The following is a 15,869-nucleotide window of genomic DNA, read 5'->3' on the forward strand; positions in this document are numbered from 1 at the left end:
AAACTCCGAGGCTTAGTTCAGCATGATCGTTTTACCCGTACTACGACGCCGCTTAAGCTGCCGAATTCTTTATAGCCTTTTCATCTCGCCAATAGGTGTTAGCCACTCTCTTAGAGCGTAAAAAATAAAGAGTCCAGATAACTGACCATACCAGATTAAAAATGGAAGGTGGGATTCTCATCGCAAGGAAATACTCCCCAGCTTCAGGTGGCATAGTCACAACACAGAAGGCAAGAAGGCTAGCGTTCAACAAAGGGCCGGAAAGCCATATTAGCAACACGACGATGTAACGCGTAACTTTCTTATTACTCGCATATAAAACAACTACCATGCATAAATGGCAAAACACAAAAAAAGCAGAAGTGTAAGGCACAGTTTCTAAAAAATAATTAAACCAATCAGCATTTTCAACAACATCCTGTTCTCTTAAAAACTCTAGAATTTTGACCACAAAGATAAATGGAAGAATGATGCATACAACCCATATATAAAACATCAACCAACCACCTACACCTACTGGCTTGTTGGGGTAAGGTAAGTCCCTCTCAGTCATTTCGATCCCTCTCTTCATTGATCCAAAAATGGTGATAGCGAATCTTACCACACTCACCCACTAGCATCCTCATAATACTTCGCCACAATTTTTTAAATACACTAATTTTTCTATAATCTCAAGTAAAATCCACTTTGCCTTAGCCATGGACGGTTTGAAGTGGCAATATCTATATATCGACAACCATGGTGCGAGGGGCAAGCAATACCAACCTTCGAGTAGAGAAGCCACTAAAGCGTCTAACGATTTACTTGAATAGTTTGTGACCAACCTTTTTTAGGTACAGACTGCCCCATTTCGGTTTGATTATTGTCGACTTTATTCAATCTTTGCCCATGCAGTAGGTCTCGTTGTCATGCACGGTATGGGTTTCACCGCAGTCGAAATCTTTTTGGGCATGGAGCCAAATTTGCTCCTCGCCGGTGGCATCCTCAAGTCAGGCCAGTAGGGCAAACGCTGGGTTTTCCAGTGCTCGTCGAAGGTGCCTTGATAACTGACCCGGGGCTCCCACCAAGGGGCAATGGACCCAAAGCCTGCCGGAGCCGGACGATCAAAGGGTGAGGTGACCAGGGCATCGGGATCTTCAAGCTGGGGAGCGGGTAGCCGTGTGACGGCGTTAAGGTCGGGTTTTAAATACCGGGCAACCTCGCTGGACACCCGCTTATAGTCAGCGCGTGATGGCAACCAGCCCCGCCCAGCGGGGTTGTCGCGGTAGTAGAGCGTGTTGGTGAGGGTGTCCCCGTCGGGCAGGCTGTAGTGCCCACCGAAGGCATAGCGGTAGTTCAGCGGGACTTCGCTCACCGGAGTGGGGTCAGTAACCCGCCAGCCGCCGAGCAGCTGCCAGCGGAACTCCCGTGGCCCGCGCACGATCAGGCGTTTGTCCACAGAGCCCACCTGCACCCGCACCTGCCAGGTGCTGCGCGGCTGGCCTGTGGGCGAGAGCAGGGTGCAATTCCCGCCAATTACAAACCGTTATACCCTGGATTCATGAGCTGACACAGAATTCTGACACTACCGACGAAGAGCCTTTATTATCAATTTTTCAAAGTAGCCAACCTAGGTGGTTCATCATATGAGAACTTAAAATCGTATTGGCCATCATTTTGAACATCAAGGTCGCAGATAGTCCAGGCTCGGCTTTCCCTATCGTTCTGAGCCATAACCTTGCGGAGTTCTTTAAAAGCATTAGTGGTATCAACTCCTAAGCGTAACTCATACAATTCATCACCAATAAAATACTTTCCCTTCGGGCTAATGACTAATTCACCTTCAATATCATCAATTTCAATATTCAGCTGAATTTTATCCCACTTGTGAGGTACTAAAAGCAAGACCTCCTGAACTACATTACCCTGTAGATTAACACTCATTTAAAACTCCCATCCATCACGATTAAAAATCTAAAAATGAGCCTGAATCATCCACTTCTCTTTTATTTTTACCTTGCATGTCGTCAATTATCAGTGAATTAATAAAGCTATTGAGACTATCCGACACTACAAATAGAGAGCCATCATCAGTTTCAGCCTCATGAAACCAAAAATAAATACCACCGCCAGCGCTTGACACGCATATCTGACTGCCTCCAATAGATTCACCAATTGTTACAAAACCAGCCAGAATCTGATCTTTATACATCACATTTTTCTTTATTAAATTATTCTTTCCACTTAAACCATAAAGAATCTCCAATGACTGAAAGCCATCTTCTGAATCAATCGGAGTTTTTTGTTTTGGCTTAAACATAGTCCCATTATCAAAAACAATTGAGCCATTATAATCATTTAACAGCAACACATAATCATCTGGTAGTCTGATATCGAGCTCTGAGCATACTTGCTCATAAGAACATTGCTCAATTGAATCATCTTTCAATGCCCTTGCCCCAAGGTTCCTTAAAATTTCACTGTACATTAAAACCCTCCTCTAAGATCTTATGCAGATCCTATATGCGGTATATTTCCGTGCAACTTTGTAGGAATAAACTGTATTGTCACATTATCTAGATGATGTAGTGCTGTCCCCCTATGCCAGGTATAATTATCGCACTTGACCTCTTCGCTGCGGTCGTTGAGGGCCAGTAGGTCGAGGTCTTTTTGGACGAGGAGCCAGCCTGCTCCTCGCCGGTGGCATCTTCAAAGCGCAGTTCGTTAAAGCCTTTGCTTTTATGGCTCTGGGTGCGGATCACCATGCGGGTTTTGTTGGCCGGTAGCGGTTAAGGTGGCGTGTTCACCGCATAAAAGGTGTGCCCGGTGATCAGCGACTGATCTGGGTCAGGCCGCCCCTGGGGATCGCGATGCTGCCGTAGCCGCCGCCCGCCCAGCCTTGAACCACGCGTATCCAACGGCTTCGTTAGAATCGGTCTGAATTCAGACGGGACGAACGGCTGACACAGAATTCTGAACACTACCGGTCTGCATGATACAGGCTTTTGAATACATTACTCATAGGCAGTTACAGAACTTGGTTCACAGGCTCATATTTCAGACGTCAACAGTCCGAAAGCCTGAAGGTTGTGACGATCGAAAAGCTCCGGGTAGTCACCTCGAAGTATATCCTCAATCTGCCTTGGAGGCTCGTCTTTGATACTACTCATTCTCAAGCATTGTGATCAATCCGAAATCTTTAATTTGCTTGGCGAAATCAAACGGGGACTTTCCACTATCATTTTTATGGTTGGGGTTTGCGCCGTGCCTTACAAATAGATCGACTGTTTTATAGTTCCCTCTGGCATTAAAAACCGCTGTCCACAAAGGCTCATTTCCGTACTTATCACTGATAGAAAAGTTTGCCCCACCTTCAGCTAAAATCTCGGCAACCTCAAACGCTCCATTGGCAGCAGCATAGTGTAAGGGAACCATTTCCTTCGGATCCTGGCTATCTACATCCGCTCCTCTGGAAATTAGGTCCCGGGCGCACTCAAGGCTATTGTAAGCAGCAGCCTCATGAAGCAGTGTTTGTCCATCTTCGTTTTCTGCGTTTACATCAACGCCATCAATTAAACGAAGATAGTCTTGGTAGTTCTTTAATCGGATCGCCTGAAAAACATCTTCAATACTCATATTTAGTCGACCTCGTACTTACGGCTCCGGTTTGCACTAGGAGATTCCGGCTGATAATTATTTGGGTCTCTATAAAACGTCATGAACTCTTCCTTCGTGATCTTATCATCCATGTAGTCCTTGTGTAGTTTTCGATATTCGTGACCAGGCTTATGCCCCATATCCCACTGACCAGCCCTTGACTTCGAAGTGTCCCATTCTAGTAACTCACCTGTATTCGGATCATAGATATTTCCGTCAGGTTGCTTCGCGTTCTCCCATACATCTTCAACCTGACCCTTACCGTACTTAGGCCTTCTCTTAGAGTCAGAGTAGGGGTTTTAACTGGAACATCAATATCCCCTCCTTGCCCAGTTTTTCCTCGCCCCGCAATCTGCCCCCCCTTCCTCAGGCGCCGGTGGTGGCACATCCGCCTTAGTCGAGGTGTCGTCAGTGCTACTAGACGAATCTCTGTCAACCCTCTTGGGCTTTTTGAAACCGCCAAACACCTTGTTAACAAAGGAACCGAGAGAGCGCCCGATGGGCGTAGCATCAAGTAACACAGGCAAAATGGCCTGGCCGTATTGGCCTGACCTGATGCCATCTCCCACTCCTTCAAGCAGCTGTGCTCCCGCTATAACGGGGTTAAAACCAATAAGAAAATCAACCCATGTCCCTTTGCCATTGGCACGCGCGGTCTGCCGTCCAACGTTCTCTCGCAACTCTCCAACACTGGCGGTAGCTTCATTGATGTAGTCTATCAAATCATGCAGCTCATCATCCGTGAGGGTGCCGTTGCGAGAGGCCTCCATCATCGCTTGCTGCTGGTGCTCCACCATCTGGGAAAGCTCCTCTACCTGCGCCCGCAACGCCAGGGCTTGTTCCGAGGTTTTGCCGGTGGGATTGTCGTTCAAGGCGTCACGTAGTTGGCCCACGCGTTCCAGGTTGGCTTGTGCCTCTTGCTGTAATTGCTCGGCGACGCTGAGCGGTTCGCTGGCCTCTTCGGGCTGGCTGTTGACGGCCTCGGTGTTGGTGTGGACGTAGCCCTTGGCGCCGCCTGCCCCGGCGGCGTTGCAGTTGATCATGCTTTCGCTGCCGTCACGGACGACCGGTTGCCCGTTGGCTTTGACATTGTCGTGCCCGGTCAAGAACAGCACGTGGCCACTGCCCTGGGAGGTGCCGGAGCCCACCCCCGAGCCGTCGTTGCCCTCGGTGCCTTGGCACAAATCGCCGACCCGGTAGGTGCGCTGCCCGGCGGTGATCACGTTGGGCGAGTAGTTCACAGGGTTGCCGAGCGTCGCCTCGGAATCGAAACCCACGATCTTGTCGCCCACCTGACAAAAATCAGGGTAGCTGGTCAACGCTCTCCATCGGGCCTCCGCATTACCGGCGTGGCGGGCCTGGCCGTTACGGGCTTGCCCCTGGGCGTCTGGTGGCGTGTTGCTGTCATCCGACATGGCGTGCCCCTCCGGTGGATGAGGTCGCTGCCAGCCGTGTGCGCCGGATGCGTACCTGTTTGAGCGGGTCATCGAGCGGGAACAGTGCCCGCCAGGTGAGGGAGACGTCTTCCCGATCCAGGTCGATCACCACGCTGTCGAGGGCTAGCGGGGTATTGCCGCGCTGGCCACTGGCATGGTCGGTAAGGGCGTGCAGGGCGATGCCCGGTAACCGGGTGCGGTGACGAAACCGTTGGCGGTCCCCCACCATAATCGCCTGACTATTGGCTAAGCAGTTGGTGAGGATCATCAGTTCGTCCCCGCGCAGGTAGTCAGGCGCGACCAGATCCGCCGGGGCGCTGTGATGAAAGCGATAGTCGAAGTCTTCGGGCCAGTAGGGCAACCGCTGGGTTTTCCAGTGGTCGTCGAAGGTGCCTTGATAACTGACCCGGGGCTCCCACCAGGGGGCGATGGGCCCAAAGCTTGCCGGAGCCGGACGGTCAAAGGGTGAGGTGACCAGCCAGTCAGGGTCTTCCAGTTGGGGTGCGGGTAGCCGCGTGACGGCGTTAAGGTCGGGTTTTAGGTACCGGGCGACCTCGCTGGATACCCGCTTGTAGTCAGCGCGCGATGGCAACGAGCCCCGCCCGGCGGGGTTGTCGGGGTAGTAGAGTGTGTTAGCGAGGGCGTCCTCGTCGGGCAGGCTGTAGTGCCCACCGAAGGCGTAGCGGTAGTCCAGCGGCACTTCGCTGACCGGTGTGGGGTCAGTGACCCGCCAGCCACCGAGCAGTTGCCAGCGGAACTAGACGATCATATCTACCTGTGAGCTAGCTGACACAGAATTCTGAACACTACCGCTGGCACAGAATATTAAGAGCTCTCTTTGTCATTCCTTCAAAGTAGCCAATCTAGGCGGTTCATCATATGAGAACTTAAATTTGAATTGTCCATCATTCTGAATTTCAAGATCGCAAATCGTCCAGGCACGATTTTCCTTATCGTTCTGGGCCATAACCTCACGAAGCTTTTTAAAAGAATTTCGAGCCACTATATCTAATCGAAGTTCATCGGCACTTCCGTCATACCAAACATCAGCCTCTGGGCTTACCACTATTTCTCCTTCAACATCATCAATTTCAATATTTACAGTTATCTTCTCCCATCCTGGCCCAACTAAGCCTGCCACCTCTTGAACAACATTTTTCTGAAATTCTATAGACATTTACTTACTCCTTTCTTTATCCACCTTGTTTATTTTCAAATACAAACGTTTTCCAGCGCTCTCCATCAACACGGTATGAAGCTTCAAACTCATCAGGCCTATTTGTACTATTATTGGGGTTATACTGAGGCGAAATCCTGACTTCCACATTCTTCCCAACATTCACTGGATCTTGGGCAGCTCGCTTCATAGAGCGCTCAAATTTCCCATATTGGCCCTGGTTCAAATTCGGCGGACCATTGGGATTTACTCGTGCCCCATTACCCGGCACCACATTCAATCTATTTGTAGGCCCACCGAACTGATCACCAATAAGGTGAAAGCCTACATCTCCTGGCTGTCCTTCCTTTCCAATAACACTAGTGCTAATGCCGTCCGTGCCTGCTCGGCCATCCAGCGCATCCAACCGGACTGTTCCGGAAGCTTCCGTGACTCGGCCCAGATTATCAGTTTCCCAAGCATACGTACCATATTCATAACGCGCATTTGGTAGAGGATTGTTAGCCGCCCGATTGAAATCCGTAACATTATCAAACCGGTGAACAATCTTCCCTCCTTGCTTTGCGCTAATCTGCACCCCTTCGTTGTCTCCTGGCGTCCCACTGCGATTGGCACTTCCCGCCGCATCTCCTGTCCTATCAGTATTCCGGGCAATGTCCACGACGTCATCCGCCTTACGTAAAAGCCCTACCCCCGGAATAACCGAGGCAGCCGTCAGCAGGGTCATGCCCGACGCGGCGAGTAATCTACCTTCGCCCCACAATGCCATTGTGTCTTGTATATCCACAACGATGCCATACGGTGTAGCGGCTTCGGCCACAAACACCCCCGCTGCTCGGATGTTGCGACCACTTTCTGAGGTATAACGCACTTGGCGCTCGGCTTCTTGCTGCATATCGGCGGCACGATTAGCAGCCTCGTCGACCTCAAAACTACTCTCGATATAGTCGTTACCGCTGATGCGCCCTTCCCTTAGCGCATCCATAAGGGCGTCTTGTTGAGCTCGGGTCTCGCTGGCTAATTGCTGAACCTCCGCATAGAGCGCTTCAGCCTCGGCAGCGGTTTTGCCGTTGGGGTTATCGTGCAGGGCGTCGCGTAGCTCGCCCACGCGTTCTAGGTTGGCTTCGCCTTGTTGCTGAAACAGTTCAGCCTCGCTGAGCGCCTCGCTGCTCTCTTCGGCCTGGCTGTTGACGCTCTCGGTGTTGGTGTGGACATAGCCCTTGGCGCCGCCTGCCCCGGCGGCGTTGCAGTTGATCGTGCATTCGCTGCCGTCGCGAACGACAGGCAGGCCGTTGGCTTTGACGTTGTCGTGCCCGGTCATGAACAGCACGTGGCCGCTGCCCTGGGAGGTGCCAGAGCCCACCCCCGATCCGGCGTTGCCCTCGGTGCCTTGGCATAAATCGCCGACCCGGTAGGTGCGCTGCCCGGCGGTGATCACGTTAGGCGAGTAGTTCACCGGGTTGCCAAGCGGTCCCGAGGAGTCAAAACCCACGATCTTGTCACCCACCTGACAAAAATCAGGAAAGCTGGTCAACGCTCTCCATCGGGCCTCCGCATTACCGGCGTGACGGGCTTGGCCGCTAAGGGTTTCGCCTTGGGGTGACTCTCCCTGGGTATCGCGCGGTGTGCTGCTGTCAGCACCGGGTGGGCCGTCGCCCTCTTCGCACAGTCCGTCAGGTGTCACACACATGGGGGCTAGCTCGTGCGCGTTATCCGACATGGCGCGCTCCTCCGGTGGATGAGGTCGCTGCCAGCCGTGTGCGCCGGATGCGTACCTGCTTGAGTGGGTCATCGAGCGGGAACAGTGCCCGCCAGGTGAGGGTGACGTCTTCACGATCCAGGTCGATACCCACCGTGTCCAGCGCCAACAGGGTATTGCCCCGCTGGCCACTGGCGTGTTCGGTGAGAGCCTGCAGGGCGATGCCCGGTAGCCGGGTGCGGTGGCGAAAGCGTTGGCGGTCTCCCACCATGATCGCGCGGCTATTGGGCAGGCAGTTGGTGAGGATCATCAGTTCGTCACCGCGCAGGTAGTCAGGCGCGACCAGATCCGCCGGGGCGCTGTGGTGAAAGCGATAGTCGAAGTCTTCGGGCCAGTAGGGCAAACGCTGGGTTTTCCAGTGGTTGTCGAAGGTGCCTTGATAACTGACCCGGGGCTCCCACCAGGGGGCGATGGGGCCAAAGCCTGCCGGGGCCGGGCGGTCGAAGGGTGAGGTGACCAGCCAATCCGGGTCTTCCAGTTGGGGGGCGGGTAGCCGTGTCACAGCGTTAAGGTCAGGTTTTAGGTACCGGGCGACCTCGCTGGACACCCGCTTATAGTCAGCACGTGATGGCAACCAGCCCCGCCCAGCGGGGTTGTCGGGGTAGTAGAGCGTGTTAGCGAGGGCGTCCTCGTCGGGCAGGCTGTAGTGCCCACCGAAGGCGTAGCGGTAGTCCAGCGGTACTTCGCTCACCGGTGTGGGGTCAGTGACCCGCCAGCCACCGAGCAGTTGCCAGCGGAACTCCCGTGGCCCACGCACGATCAGGCGTTTGTCCACCGGGCCTACCTGTACCCGCACCTGCCAGGTGCTGCGCGGTTGCCCGGTGGGCGAGCGCAGGGTGCCATGCACGTGCACTTCGGTGCTCAGTTTGCCGAGCAGCACGTCGCGGTCATCGGTGATGACCTGGGCATACAGGTTGTCGCTATCGCCCTCAAGCGTGGGCTGCCAGCGAATCGGCAGCTGGTGGCTGGATTCGAACAGCGGCCAGTTGTCTTCGGTGAATCGGTAGGTGGCGCGTACCACCACCACATCATACTCTTGGTCGCCCGGGCCGAGCTTGCGATACAGCGCATGGGGGAACGACGTTGGATTAATCACTTGCGCCATGTACTACCACCCCGGCGACTTAGCGTCGCTTGGTTCAGGGCCATCGCTTTCCTCGGCACTTCCCGGTGCGGGTTGGGCCGTGCCGGTGTTGAGCAGTACGTCATCGGGGCCGTCGACATGCACCTTGGTGCCCGCCTTGACGTGGATCTCGCCCGCATCGAGGTAGATGGCGTCCTCTGTGAGCACCAGCCGGCTGTTGCCTACCTGCAGGGTGAGCTGCTTGCCGGCCTTGAGGGTGATGTTGCGCCCGACATTGAGCGAGTGGTTGAGCCCCACCTGGGTGCTCTTGCTGAGCCCGACCAGGGTATTCATGATCGCCCCGACGTTGAGGCTGTAGCCCAGACCGACGTTTTCCATGCGGCCCATGCCGACGTTCTGCAGATACGCCTTACCAACGGTTTCGGTTTTGTTCTTACCCACTTTGCTCGACCAGTTTTTACCGATGCGGTCGGTTTCGTTGCCATCCACTGTCTTACGGCGGTTCTTATGCACGGTAAAGGTTTCGTTACCGTCCACGGTATGGGTCTCGTTGCCATGCACCGTGTGGACTTCATGGCGATGGACGGTGCGGGTTTCGTCGCGGTCGATATCGGTGGTGCGGTCACGATAGACGTGCAGGGTGCTATCGCGCTTGATGTCCTCGGTGCGGTCATTGAGGGTCAGCAGATCGAGGTCTTTTTGGGCGTGCACCCAGATTTGCTCTTCGCCTGCTTCGTCTTCAAAGCGCAGCTCGTTAAAGCCGTCCGCCTTGTGGCTCTGGGTACGGATGACCGTGCGGGTTTTGTAGGCCGGCAGCGGGTAGGGCGGCCGATTAACCGCGTGGTAAGTGCGCCCGGTGATCAGCGGCTGGTCCGGGTCACCCTCCAAGAACGACAAAATGACCTCATGCCCGATCCTGGGGATCGCCATGCTGCCGTAACCGCCGCCCGCCCAGCCCTGGGCGACGCGCACCCAGCAACTGGCGGTTTCGTTAGAGGCAGAGTAGCGATCCCAAGGAAACTGCACTTTGACCCGACCATACTTGTCGCAGTAGATCTCTTCGCCCGCTGGCCCGACCACAAAGGCCACTTGAGGGCCATCGACCCGCGGTTTGGGGTTGGGCACCGGGCGGAAGGTCTGATCCCGGGGCATGATCACCACTTCATTGTGGTAGCGGGTCATCAGCTCGCCTGCTTGCGCAGCGCTGCTCCCCCCATTGTTACTGTCATAGCCACCCCGCGCCATACCATCCTCTTCTAGCGCCTGAGGTTGCTCGCCGTGGTGCACCACCGATACCACCTGCCAAGCACGGTTGAGGCTGTCGATATCGTGGTCGGTGAGAGTAAAGCAGGTACCGGGGGCGAGTTCAGGCAGGTCACTTTCCGCTTCGGCGGTGGTGGCGTCGGCACGTAGCGATTCTAGTCGGTGGCGGGTGAACGGCTTGCCGGAGGCGTCCTTCTTATAGCGCCCTGGGTAGTCGTAGTGTTCGTAATCCTCTCGCTGAGCGTGCTCCCCTAGATTGGGGGCCTGGTGTTCGTGTAGCTGAGCGTAAGGCGGGTTCTTGAAGCTGTAGTCTTTGAGTGTGGCCGAGGCGGGGCGTACCCGGCTAACCTGGCGTAGCTTGCGCAAGTGACGTCGGGGCGGCGTGCCACCGGCGCGGCCGTGGTAGGTACGCTCGCCGATGTTAGGCAGTACCACCGTGGCATCGGCAAACACCAACTGATGGGCTCCGCCTTCGGCGTTCTCAAACTCATGGAAATAGAAGCAGCCCTCTTCGGCGGCTAGGCGCTCGATAAAGGCCAGATCGGTCTCGCGGTACTGAACCAGAAATTCACGGCTGGGCGGCGTGCGCGTAGTGGCAAACTCGATATCGGTGAGGCCGCGCTCGCTGGCTAACGTTTTGATCGCATCATAAGGAACGGTATCTTGAAAGATACGCGAGTTTTGGCGCAGCGATAGCCGCCACAGGGCGGGGCGAATTTCCACCCGATAAAAGCTGCGCCGGTGCCCGCGATCGCCGCGATGCAGCTCAGCGATAATGCCATGCACCCGGCGCAGCGGCTCGCCATCCTGCCAAATGGTGAGCGTGGCATTTTGATCCAAACAGTCGCTGGGCGACAGGTCGTGGGTGCGGCTGGCGAACTCAACGGTGAGTGCAAACGTCTCCGACAGCGCTTCGCGGTGGGTAAAACTCACCACCGCCGTGTCAGTAGCCCCGGGAAGGGACAAAGTAAACTGAAGACCCGTATTATCAGCCATTGGAAGCCCCCTCTCCGCGGCCACTGCCGATTAAAATACCGCCGCAGACAGCTGCATGATCGGTCAGTGCAACCGGCTTATTGTCCAGCGTGATGATTAAGCGACTAGCCACTACCATTTTTCGTCCCATTACTGTTCCTCCGCTGCTGTTTTTCTAGATTGGGTGACGGCAGTTGTGGCTATCAGCAGCGCTTCACAATCGGCGCTTAAAAGCCTTGGCTGCCGCTGCCTTACTCATCCCATTTTGCTGGCGCTTCGTAGCTCGCCACCTCAAAAGCATCGACGTACATGCGCTGAAACCCCGCCGCTTCCAGGCTTTGAATCGCCGTGTGGCACGCGAGCGGTAGCCGCGTTTGTAGCGGCACACCGCTTAGACTCAGCCGCGCAGCGGTCAGCAGGCGTGCGCCATGGCCGCTGCCTTTCCACTCTTGGCTGATAAAGAAGAAGCGAAGCTGCCAGGCGGCTTCGTCATCGGGTCGGCACGCCAACACCATCCCCAACGGCGGGCCATCCCCATGGCGTAGGGCGAGTAAACGCCCCTGCCAGTGCTCAACGTGCTCTTGCTCGCGCTGCAACCACACCTGGCGATGCAGGGTAAATTCCAGCGCGCGGCGCAGCGTATCCAGGTAGGCCTTATCACGCAGTACCCAGGGCGAATGCCCTTTTGCATCGGCACGCTGGACGGCTTCGATAAAACTATCGATATCCCCTTCGCGGGCGCTTTCAAGCGCGCGGGAAGATGCTTGGCCATTAACATCAGGGCCGCTATCCACATGACCACCTGGGTGGTCATGGGTCGTGCTAGCTGAGGGGGAGAGCCACTGCTTAAGTTTCGTCAGCATAGGGCCCTCGTTCTGCATAGAGTGCCGACGGTAACTGGAAGCCTGCGGCGGGCGAACGGGTAAAGGGGTTGGGGGCGCTATCGGTAAATAGGCGATAACGCATAGCGCCCCCGTCCACGTTGAAACGTAGCTCTAACTCACGCTCATTAACGCTGGTGATGTTTGCCTCTTCCAACAGCCGGAACCAAGCCCAGGCGCCATCGCGGGTTATACTCCGCGGCGAGTGATTTACCTGGCTGGGCACCATGGTGATGCGGCTATCCGTGCCGCCACGCAACGTATTTGGCCAAATCATGGAGACCCGACTACTGGCGCTGTGAGTGTAATCAATGAGCTGGCCATCGGCACTGATCACACTGCGCCGCTTGTCGGGGCTTAAGCTGATCGGCTCAAGAGCGAACTCGACGTCTAGCGCACCATCAGGGCCAAAATAGGCACGGCGAATTTGTTCCGCCTGTGACACAGCGGCAAACACGCTCTCACGCAGTAGCGAATTACCCTGGGTATCCACCAGTTGCTCAGGCGCACCTTCGATAAAGGGCTGCAAGTTATCCTGATAGAAGTTGTCGAGGATACCTTCAGGAGCAAAGAAGGCTTCAAAGTCGCTTAGCGAAGCATCCCGGCTTGCACTGGGCACCAGCGGATAGCGCCCGGCTAAACGCTCTTGATAGGGTGCCACTACCTCATCTATCCAGATATTTTCCAGGTGACTGATAGCGCTTGCCATGATGAGCTGCCAGCTTTGATCCGCCAGGCTTTTCAACATGCTTGCGACAGGCTCGGGCGAGCTGTCAGCAATACGCTGCAGGCGATAAATAGGGTCATCACCGCGCAGCGATAAGCGGTCACGCGCGCCAATGAAAGCGGCGCGCCCTGGGTCGCTGGCTTCTTCTATATCAAGCAGGTAATCACGCAGCTCCGTTACCGCCGATTTGATCTCTTCCAGGGAGGAGGGATCCCCCTCTTGAGGATTGGAGAGCTTGTTAATCGCGGTAAACTGCTGCTCGATATCGTGAGCAAGCTGATAGCGCGGTGAACGCTGCAGCGCTTCACGGGCTTCCTCGTCATCTTCAGGCAGTTCCGGATAGAGACGGGTATTCTGCTCGACCGCTGCTAACAGACGGTCTAGGGGGCGCTCGGCGCTGACCAGCGCATCGGCGACCACCGCTGCCTGATGAATGTCCGGCAGGGGCACAAGCTGGGTATTGCGCAGGGCATCACGCCAACTCACGCGATAGTCACTGACATAATAGTCACGCAGGGCGTTTTGCAGTTGCTGACGGTCAGCGTTGCTGAAATTGATGTCTTCGCGCTGATCCAATACCCACAAGTCGATAAGCGCTAGCTCGGTTGCCCTATCCAACTGCTGCAGGAAGTGATTTTCGAAGCCACCCCGGGTAACCAGATACGGCAGTTGCACATACGAGGGTTCATCGTTACGCGCCATAAACACCGTGTTGAACATCGACCCCACCTGACGGCGCAGATCGAGAGGATCACCGCGACGGCTACTGTCAGCTTTCATGGTGGCGTAGACCCGCTCATCCATCGGCAGGCGTGATAGGTCATCTATCGCGGCGACCAAGCTGCCGCGTAGTGGCGCCATGGCATATTCAGCGCGCCGATTACCAGCGGCAACCCGGCTTTCCAAATCGCTGTGCTGCAGGGCGTAATCTAAATGAGCCAGTAAGCGGTCTTGGATTTCACCACGCTGGGGGAAATCCGACTGCCAACGCTGCGCCATAAAGTCGTGTACGCGTTCGGGCTGGCGGCCACTGGCGTCAGACATCATGCGCAAAATGCGCAGCAGCGCCAGCTTGGCGTTACTGCCCTCCTCTTCGCGGTTCATGTCATCCATGATGCCCACCATCAACGCCGGCAGGAATTGGTATTCCAACATGGCGAGGTAAGCATTCTCTAACTGGCCACCAATAATGTGGCCTTGATAAAGCCCCATATCGGCAAGGAAAGGGGTATGCGTTCGGTAGCCCTCGAAGGTTTGCATCGCATCGCGTAGGCGATCCAACGGCGCCAGCATTTCGTAGCCCGTTGGGTCGTCGCTCTGAAACTCTTCGGGATGGGTGGCCAGGAAAGTTTCCGCCCGATGCTCGACGGTGGAAAGCGAGGTCGCGTTTTTCTGGTAGAAATGACTCCACCCACCGATCATTACCGCAGCCACTAACATGCAGCCAACAATGCATGCTTGGCGAATACGCTGTCGGCGATGGGCGACTTTGGCGTTATCACCGGCCAGCCCCGCTTCTGGATAAATGACTTTCTCAAACAGTTCTTCAGTGAAATACAGCGCGCTGCGCGTCGCACGGTGCGCAGGCTGAACGCTTTCGGACATGCCATAACGGCGTGCCGCAGCATCCACGAAAGGGTCTTCAGGCACCCCCTGCTGATAAACCGAGGTGAAATACGTGCCGCGTACAATCGCCGCGGTGGAAAAACGGTCGCTGGAGAGCGCCTCGTTGAGGAAACCGAGCAGCACATCGCGCAGCCCTGCTAGCTGGCGCACAAAGCGAAATACCGATTCCCGTTCTTCCCGGTCGCGGCACTCTGCCAGCATGGTGGGCATTGCGCGGTTAAGGCGTTCCAGCATGTTGTCGTAAGCGGCGGCGAACTCTTCTTCCCACTGTCCCGGTGTATCAATGGATTTAGCCGAGAAGGTAAAGCCTAACGGCGCCCGCCGTGCAGCACGGGAGTAATGGCGGAAGAAATCGTCAAAACCGTGCAGCAAATCCATTTTGCTGAAGGTGACGTAAACCGGTAACCGGCTGCCGTGGCGCTCCATCAACTCGCGCAGGCGGCTACGTAACAGCGTCGCGTACGCTTTACGAACGGCTACCTGGGCGTGGCTAAGACGGGCTAGATCCAACACCAGCACAACGCCGTCCAGCGGGCGGCGTGGGCGGTTACGCTCTAGCCACTCGGTGAAGTGATCCCATAGGCGGCTATTCAGTTCGTCAGGCTCGCCAGTTTCCAGTGCGCCTTGGGTCAATAACTCGCCATCAGGGTCGATGAGTATCGCTTTATCGCCAATCCACCAGTCAAAACCAAAGCGGTTTTTCTTGCTGCTGATGCCAGAGGCTTTCATGACATTGGACAGCGCAAAGTTTTGCCCAGAGCGGTTGACCAAGCTGGTTTTGCCCGCGTTTTCGACCCCCATGACCAAATACCAGGGAAGGCGATAGCGGCTGCTGTCCCCACTGCCAACGCTATCAATGATTTCGGATAATACGTTGTTCAGCGAGGTTTCCTGCTGGTCGATACTCTCCTGAATAGGGTCTGACTGCTGCGACTCCATATCCTGCGCGAGCTCATCGGCTTCGCGCAGTCGACGGGAAAGCCGAACGCCCCAAATCAGCGCCACTAACGTTACCAGCGCCAAGGTGGCCAGTAACCGATTGACCCAGGGGCCTAATGGGTAACTGTCTCGTACCTCCCAGCTAGGCCCTAACCACCAGATGGCCACTAATAGGAGCACGATTAATACGCCCCACATGGCCATGGAAAGCCGCCCTAACCCCTTGACTCTGTTAGCTTGCGCTTTGGCGCGATTGTGAGTGCTCTGTGCACGTGAAAAGCCGGGCACCCAGCGGCTCAGCTTTGATTTCAATGTTCCCCACATGAGCCTTTAATCCTCGTCCCTAGTGATAAAGTCGATCATCGT

16 protein-coding genes are annotated in these 15,869 nt (G+C 55.5%); all 16 read right to left on the minus strand.

Going from position 1 to position 15,869, the window contains the following annotated elements; translation table 11 throughout:
• Window positions 1-52: 52 nt before the first annotated feature.
• Window positions 53-553, minus strand: a complete 501-nt coding sequence (locus RO22_RS20245; protein WP_161575215.1) for a DUF2569 family protein — start codon at window positions 551-553, stop codon at window positions 53-55.
• A 318-nt stretch (window positions 554-871) separates the two neighbouring features.
• Window positions 872-1,516 (minus strand): DUF2169 domain-containing protein, encoded by a 645-nt coding sequence (locus tag RO22_RS20250; RefSeq protein WP_084625502.1) that lies wholly within the window; start codon window positions 1,514-1,516, stop codon window positions 872-874.
• A 71-nt stretch (window positions 1,517-1,587) separates the two neighbouring features.
• Entirely contained in the window at window positions 1,588-1,923 is a 336-nt protein-coding gene (locus tag RO22_RS20255; protein ID WP_027956899.1) for an immunity protein YezG family protein, read from the minus strand.
• 22 nt (window positions 1,924-1,945) lie between these two features.
• Window positions 1,946-2,467, minus strand: coding sequence for an SMI1/KNR4 family protein (locus tag RO22_RS20260; protein WP_041159238.1), 522 nt, complete (start codon window positions 2,465-2,467; stop codon window positions 1,946-1,948).
• Between the two features lie 20 nt (window positions 2,468-2,487).
• Window positions 2,488-2,634, minus strand: coding sequence for an HNH endonuclease (locus RO22_RS25260; protein ID WP_081742590.1), 147 nt, complete (start codon window positions 2,632-2,634; stop codon window positions 2,488-2,490).
• A 507-nt stretch (window positions 2,635-3,141) separates the two neighbouring features.
• Window positions 3,142-3,615, minus strand: a complete 474-nt coding sequence (locus tag RO22_RS20265; protein ID WP_027956901.1) for an ankyrin repeat domain-containing protein — start codon at window positions 3,613-3,615, stop codon at window positions 3,142-3,144.
• 2 nt (window positions 3,616-3,617) lie between these two features.
• Complete coding sequence (locus tag RO22_RS25395) at window positions 3,618-3,845, minus strand: HNH/ENDO VII family nuclease (protein ID WP_081742584.1); 228 nt, start codon at window positions 3,843-3,845, stop codon at window positions 3,618-3,620.
• A gap of 102 nt (window positions 3,846-3,947) precedes the next feature.
• Window positions 3,948-5,051, minus strand: a complete 1,104-nt coding sequence (locus RO22_RS20270) for a hypothetical protein (protein ID WP_041159239.1) — start codon at window positions 5,049-5,051, stop codon at window positions 3,948-3,950.
• The gene (locus RO22_RS20275; protein WP_084625504.1) at window positions 5,041-5,817 is read right to left on the minus strand and encodes a DUF2169 domain-containing protein; all 777 of its coding nucleotides are present in this window, start codon (window positions 5,815-5,817) and stop codon (window positions 5,041-5,043) included. The genes RO22_RS20270 and RO22_RS20275 overlap by 11 nt, the downstream gene beginning before the upstream one ends.
• 96 nt (window positions 5,818-5,913) lie before the next feature.
• Window positions 5,914-6,249 (minus strand): immunity protein YezG family protein, encoded by a 336-nt coding sequence (locus tag RO22_RS20280; RefSeq protein ID WP_027956904.1) that lies wholly within the window; start codon window positions 6,247-6,249, stop codon window positions 5,914-5,916.
• Window positions 6,250-6,265: 16 nt separating this feature from the next.
• Window positions 6,266-7,969 carry a DNA/RNA non-specific endonuclease gene (locus tag RO22_RS20285; RefSeq protein WP_027956905.1) on the minus strand — a complete coding sequence of 568 codons (1,704 nt, stop codon included), beginning with the start codon at window positions 7,967-7,969 and terminating at the stop codon, window positions 6,266-6,268.
• Window positions 7,959-9,113: a DUF2169 domain-containing protein gene (locus tag RO22_RS20290; RefSeq protein WP_041159241.1), complete on the minus strand. Its 1,155-nt coding sequence runs from the start codon at window positions 9,111-9,113 to the stop codon at window positions 7,959-7,961. The genes RO22_RS20285 and RO22_RS20290 overlap by 11 nt, the downstream gene beginning before the upstream one ends.
• A 3-nt stretch (window positions 9,114-9,116) precedes the next feature.
• A complete protein-coding gene (gene tssI, locus RO22_RS20295; RefSeq protein ID WP_041159242.1) occupies window positions 9,117-11,351 on the minus strand; it encodes a type VI secretion system tip protein VgrG in 2,235 nt (744 codons plus the stop codon).
• Window positions 11,344-11,481, minus strand: coding sequence for a hypothetical protein (locus tag RO22_RS24710; protein ID WP_161575217.1), 138 nt, complete (start codon window positions 11,479-11,481; stop codon window positions 11,344-11,346). Before RO22_RS24710 ends, tssI begins: the two co-directional genes overlap by 8 nt.
• Window positions 11,482-11,581: 100 nt before the next feature.
• The gene (locus RO22_RS20300) at window positions 11,582-12,193 is read right to left on the minus strand and encodes a GNAT family N-acetyltransferase (protein ID WP_041159243.1); all 612 of its coding nucleotides are present in this window, start codon (window positions 12,191-12,193) and stop codon (window positions 11,582-11,584) included.
• Complete coding sequence (gene tssM / locus RO22_RS20305) at window positions 12,177-15,827, minus strand: type VI secretion system membrane subunit TssM (RefSeq protein WP_041159244.1); 3,651 nt, start codon at window positions 15,825-15,827, stop codon at window positions 12,177-12,179. Before tssM ends, RO22_RS20300 begins: the two co-directional genes overlap by 17 nt.
• Between the last annotated feature and the right edge of the window lie 42 nt (window positions 15,828-15,869).

The sequence above is a fragment of the Halomonas sp. KHS3 genome, from assembly GCF_000830495.1.
Classification (GTDB): Bacteria; Pseudomonadota; Gammaproteobacteria; order Pseudomonadales; family Halomonadaceae; genus Vreelandella; species Vreelandella titanicae.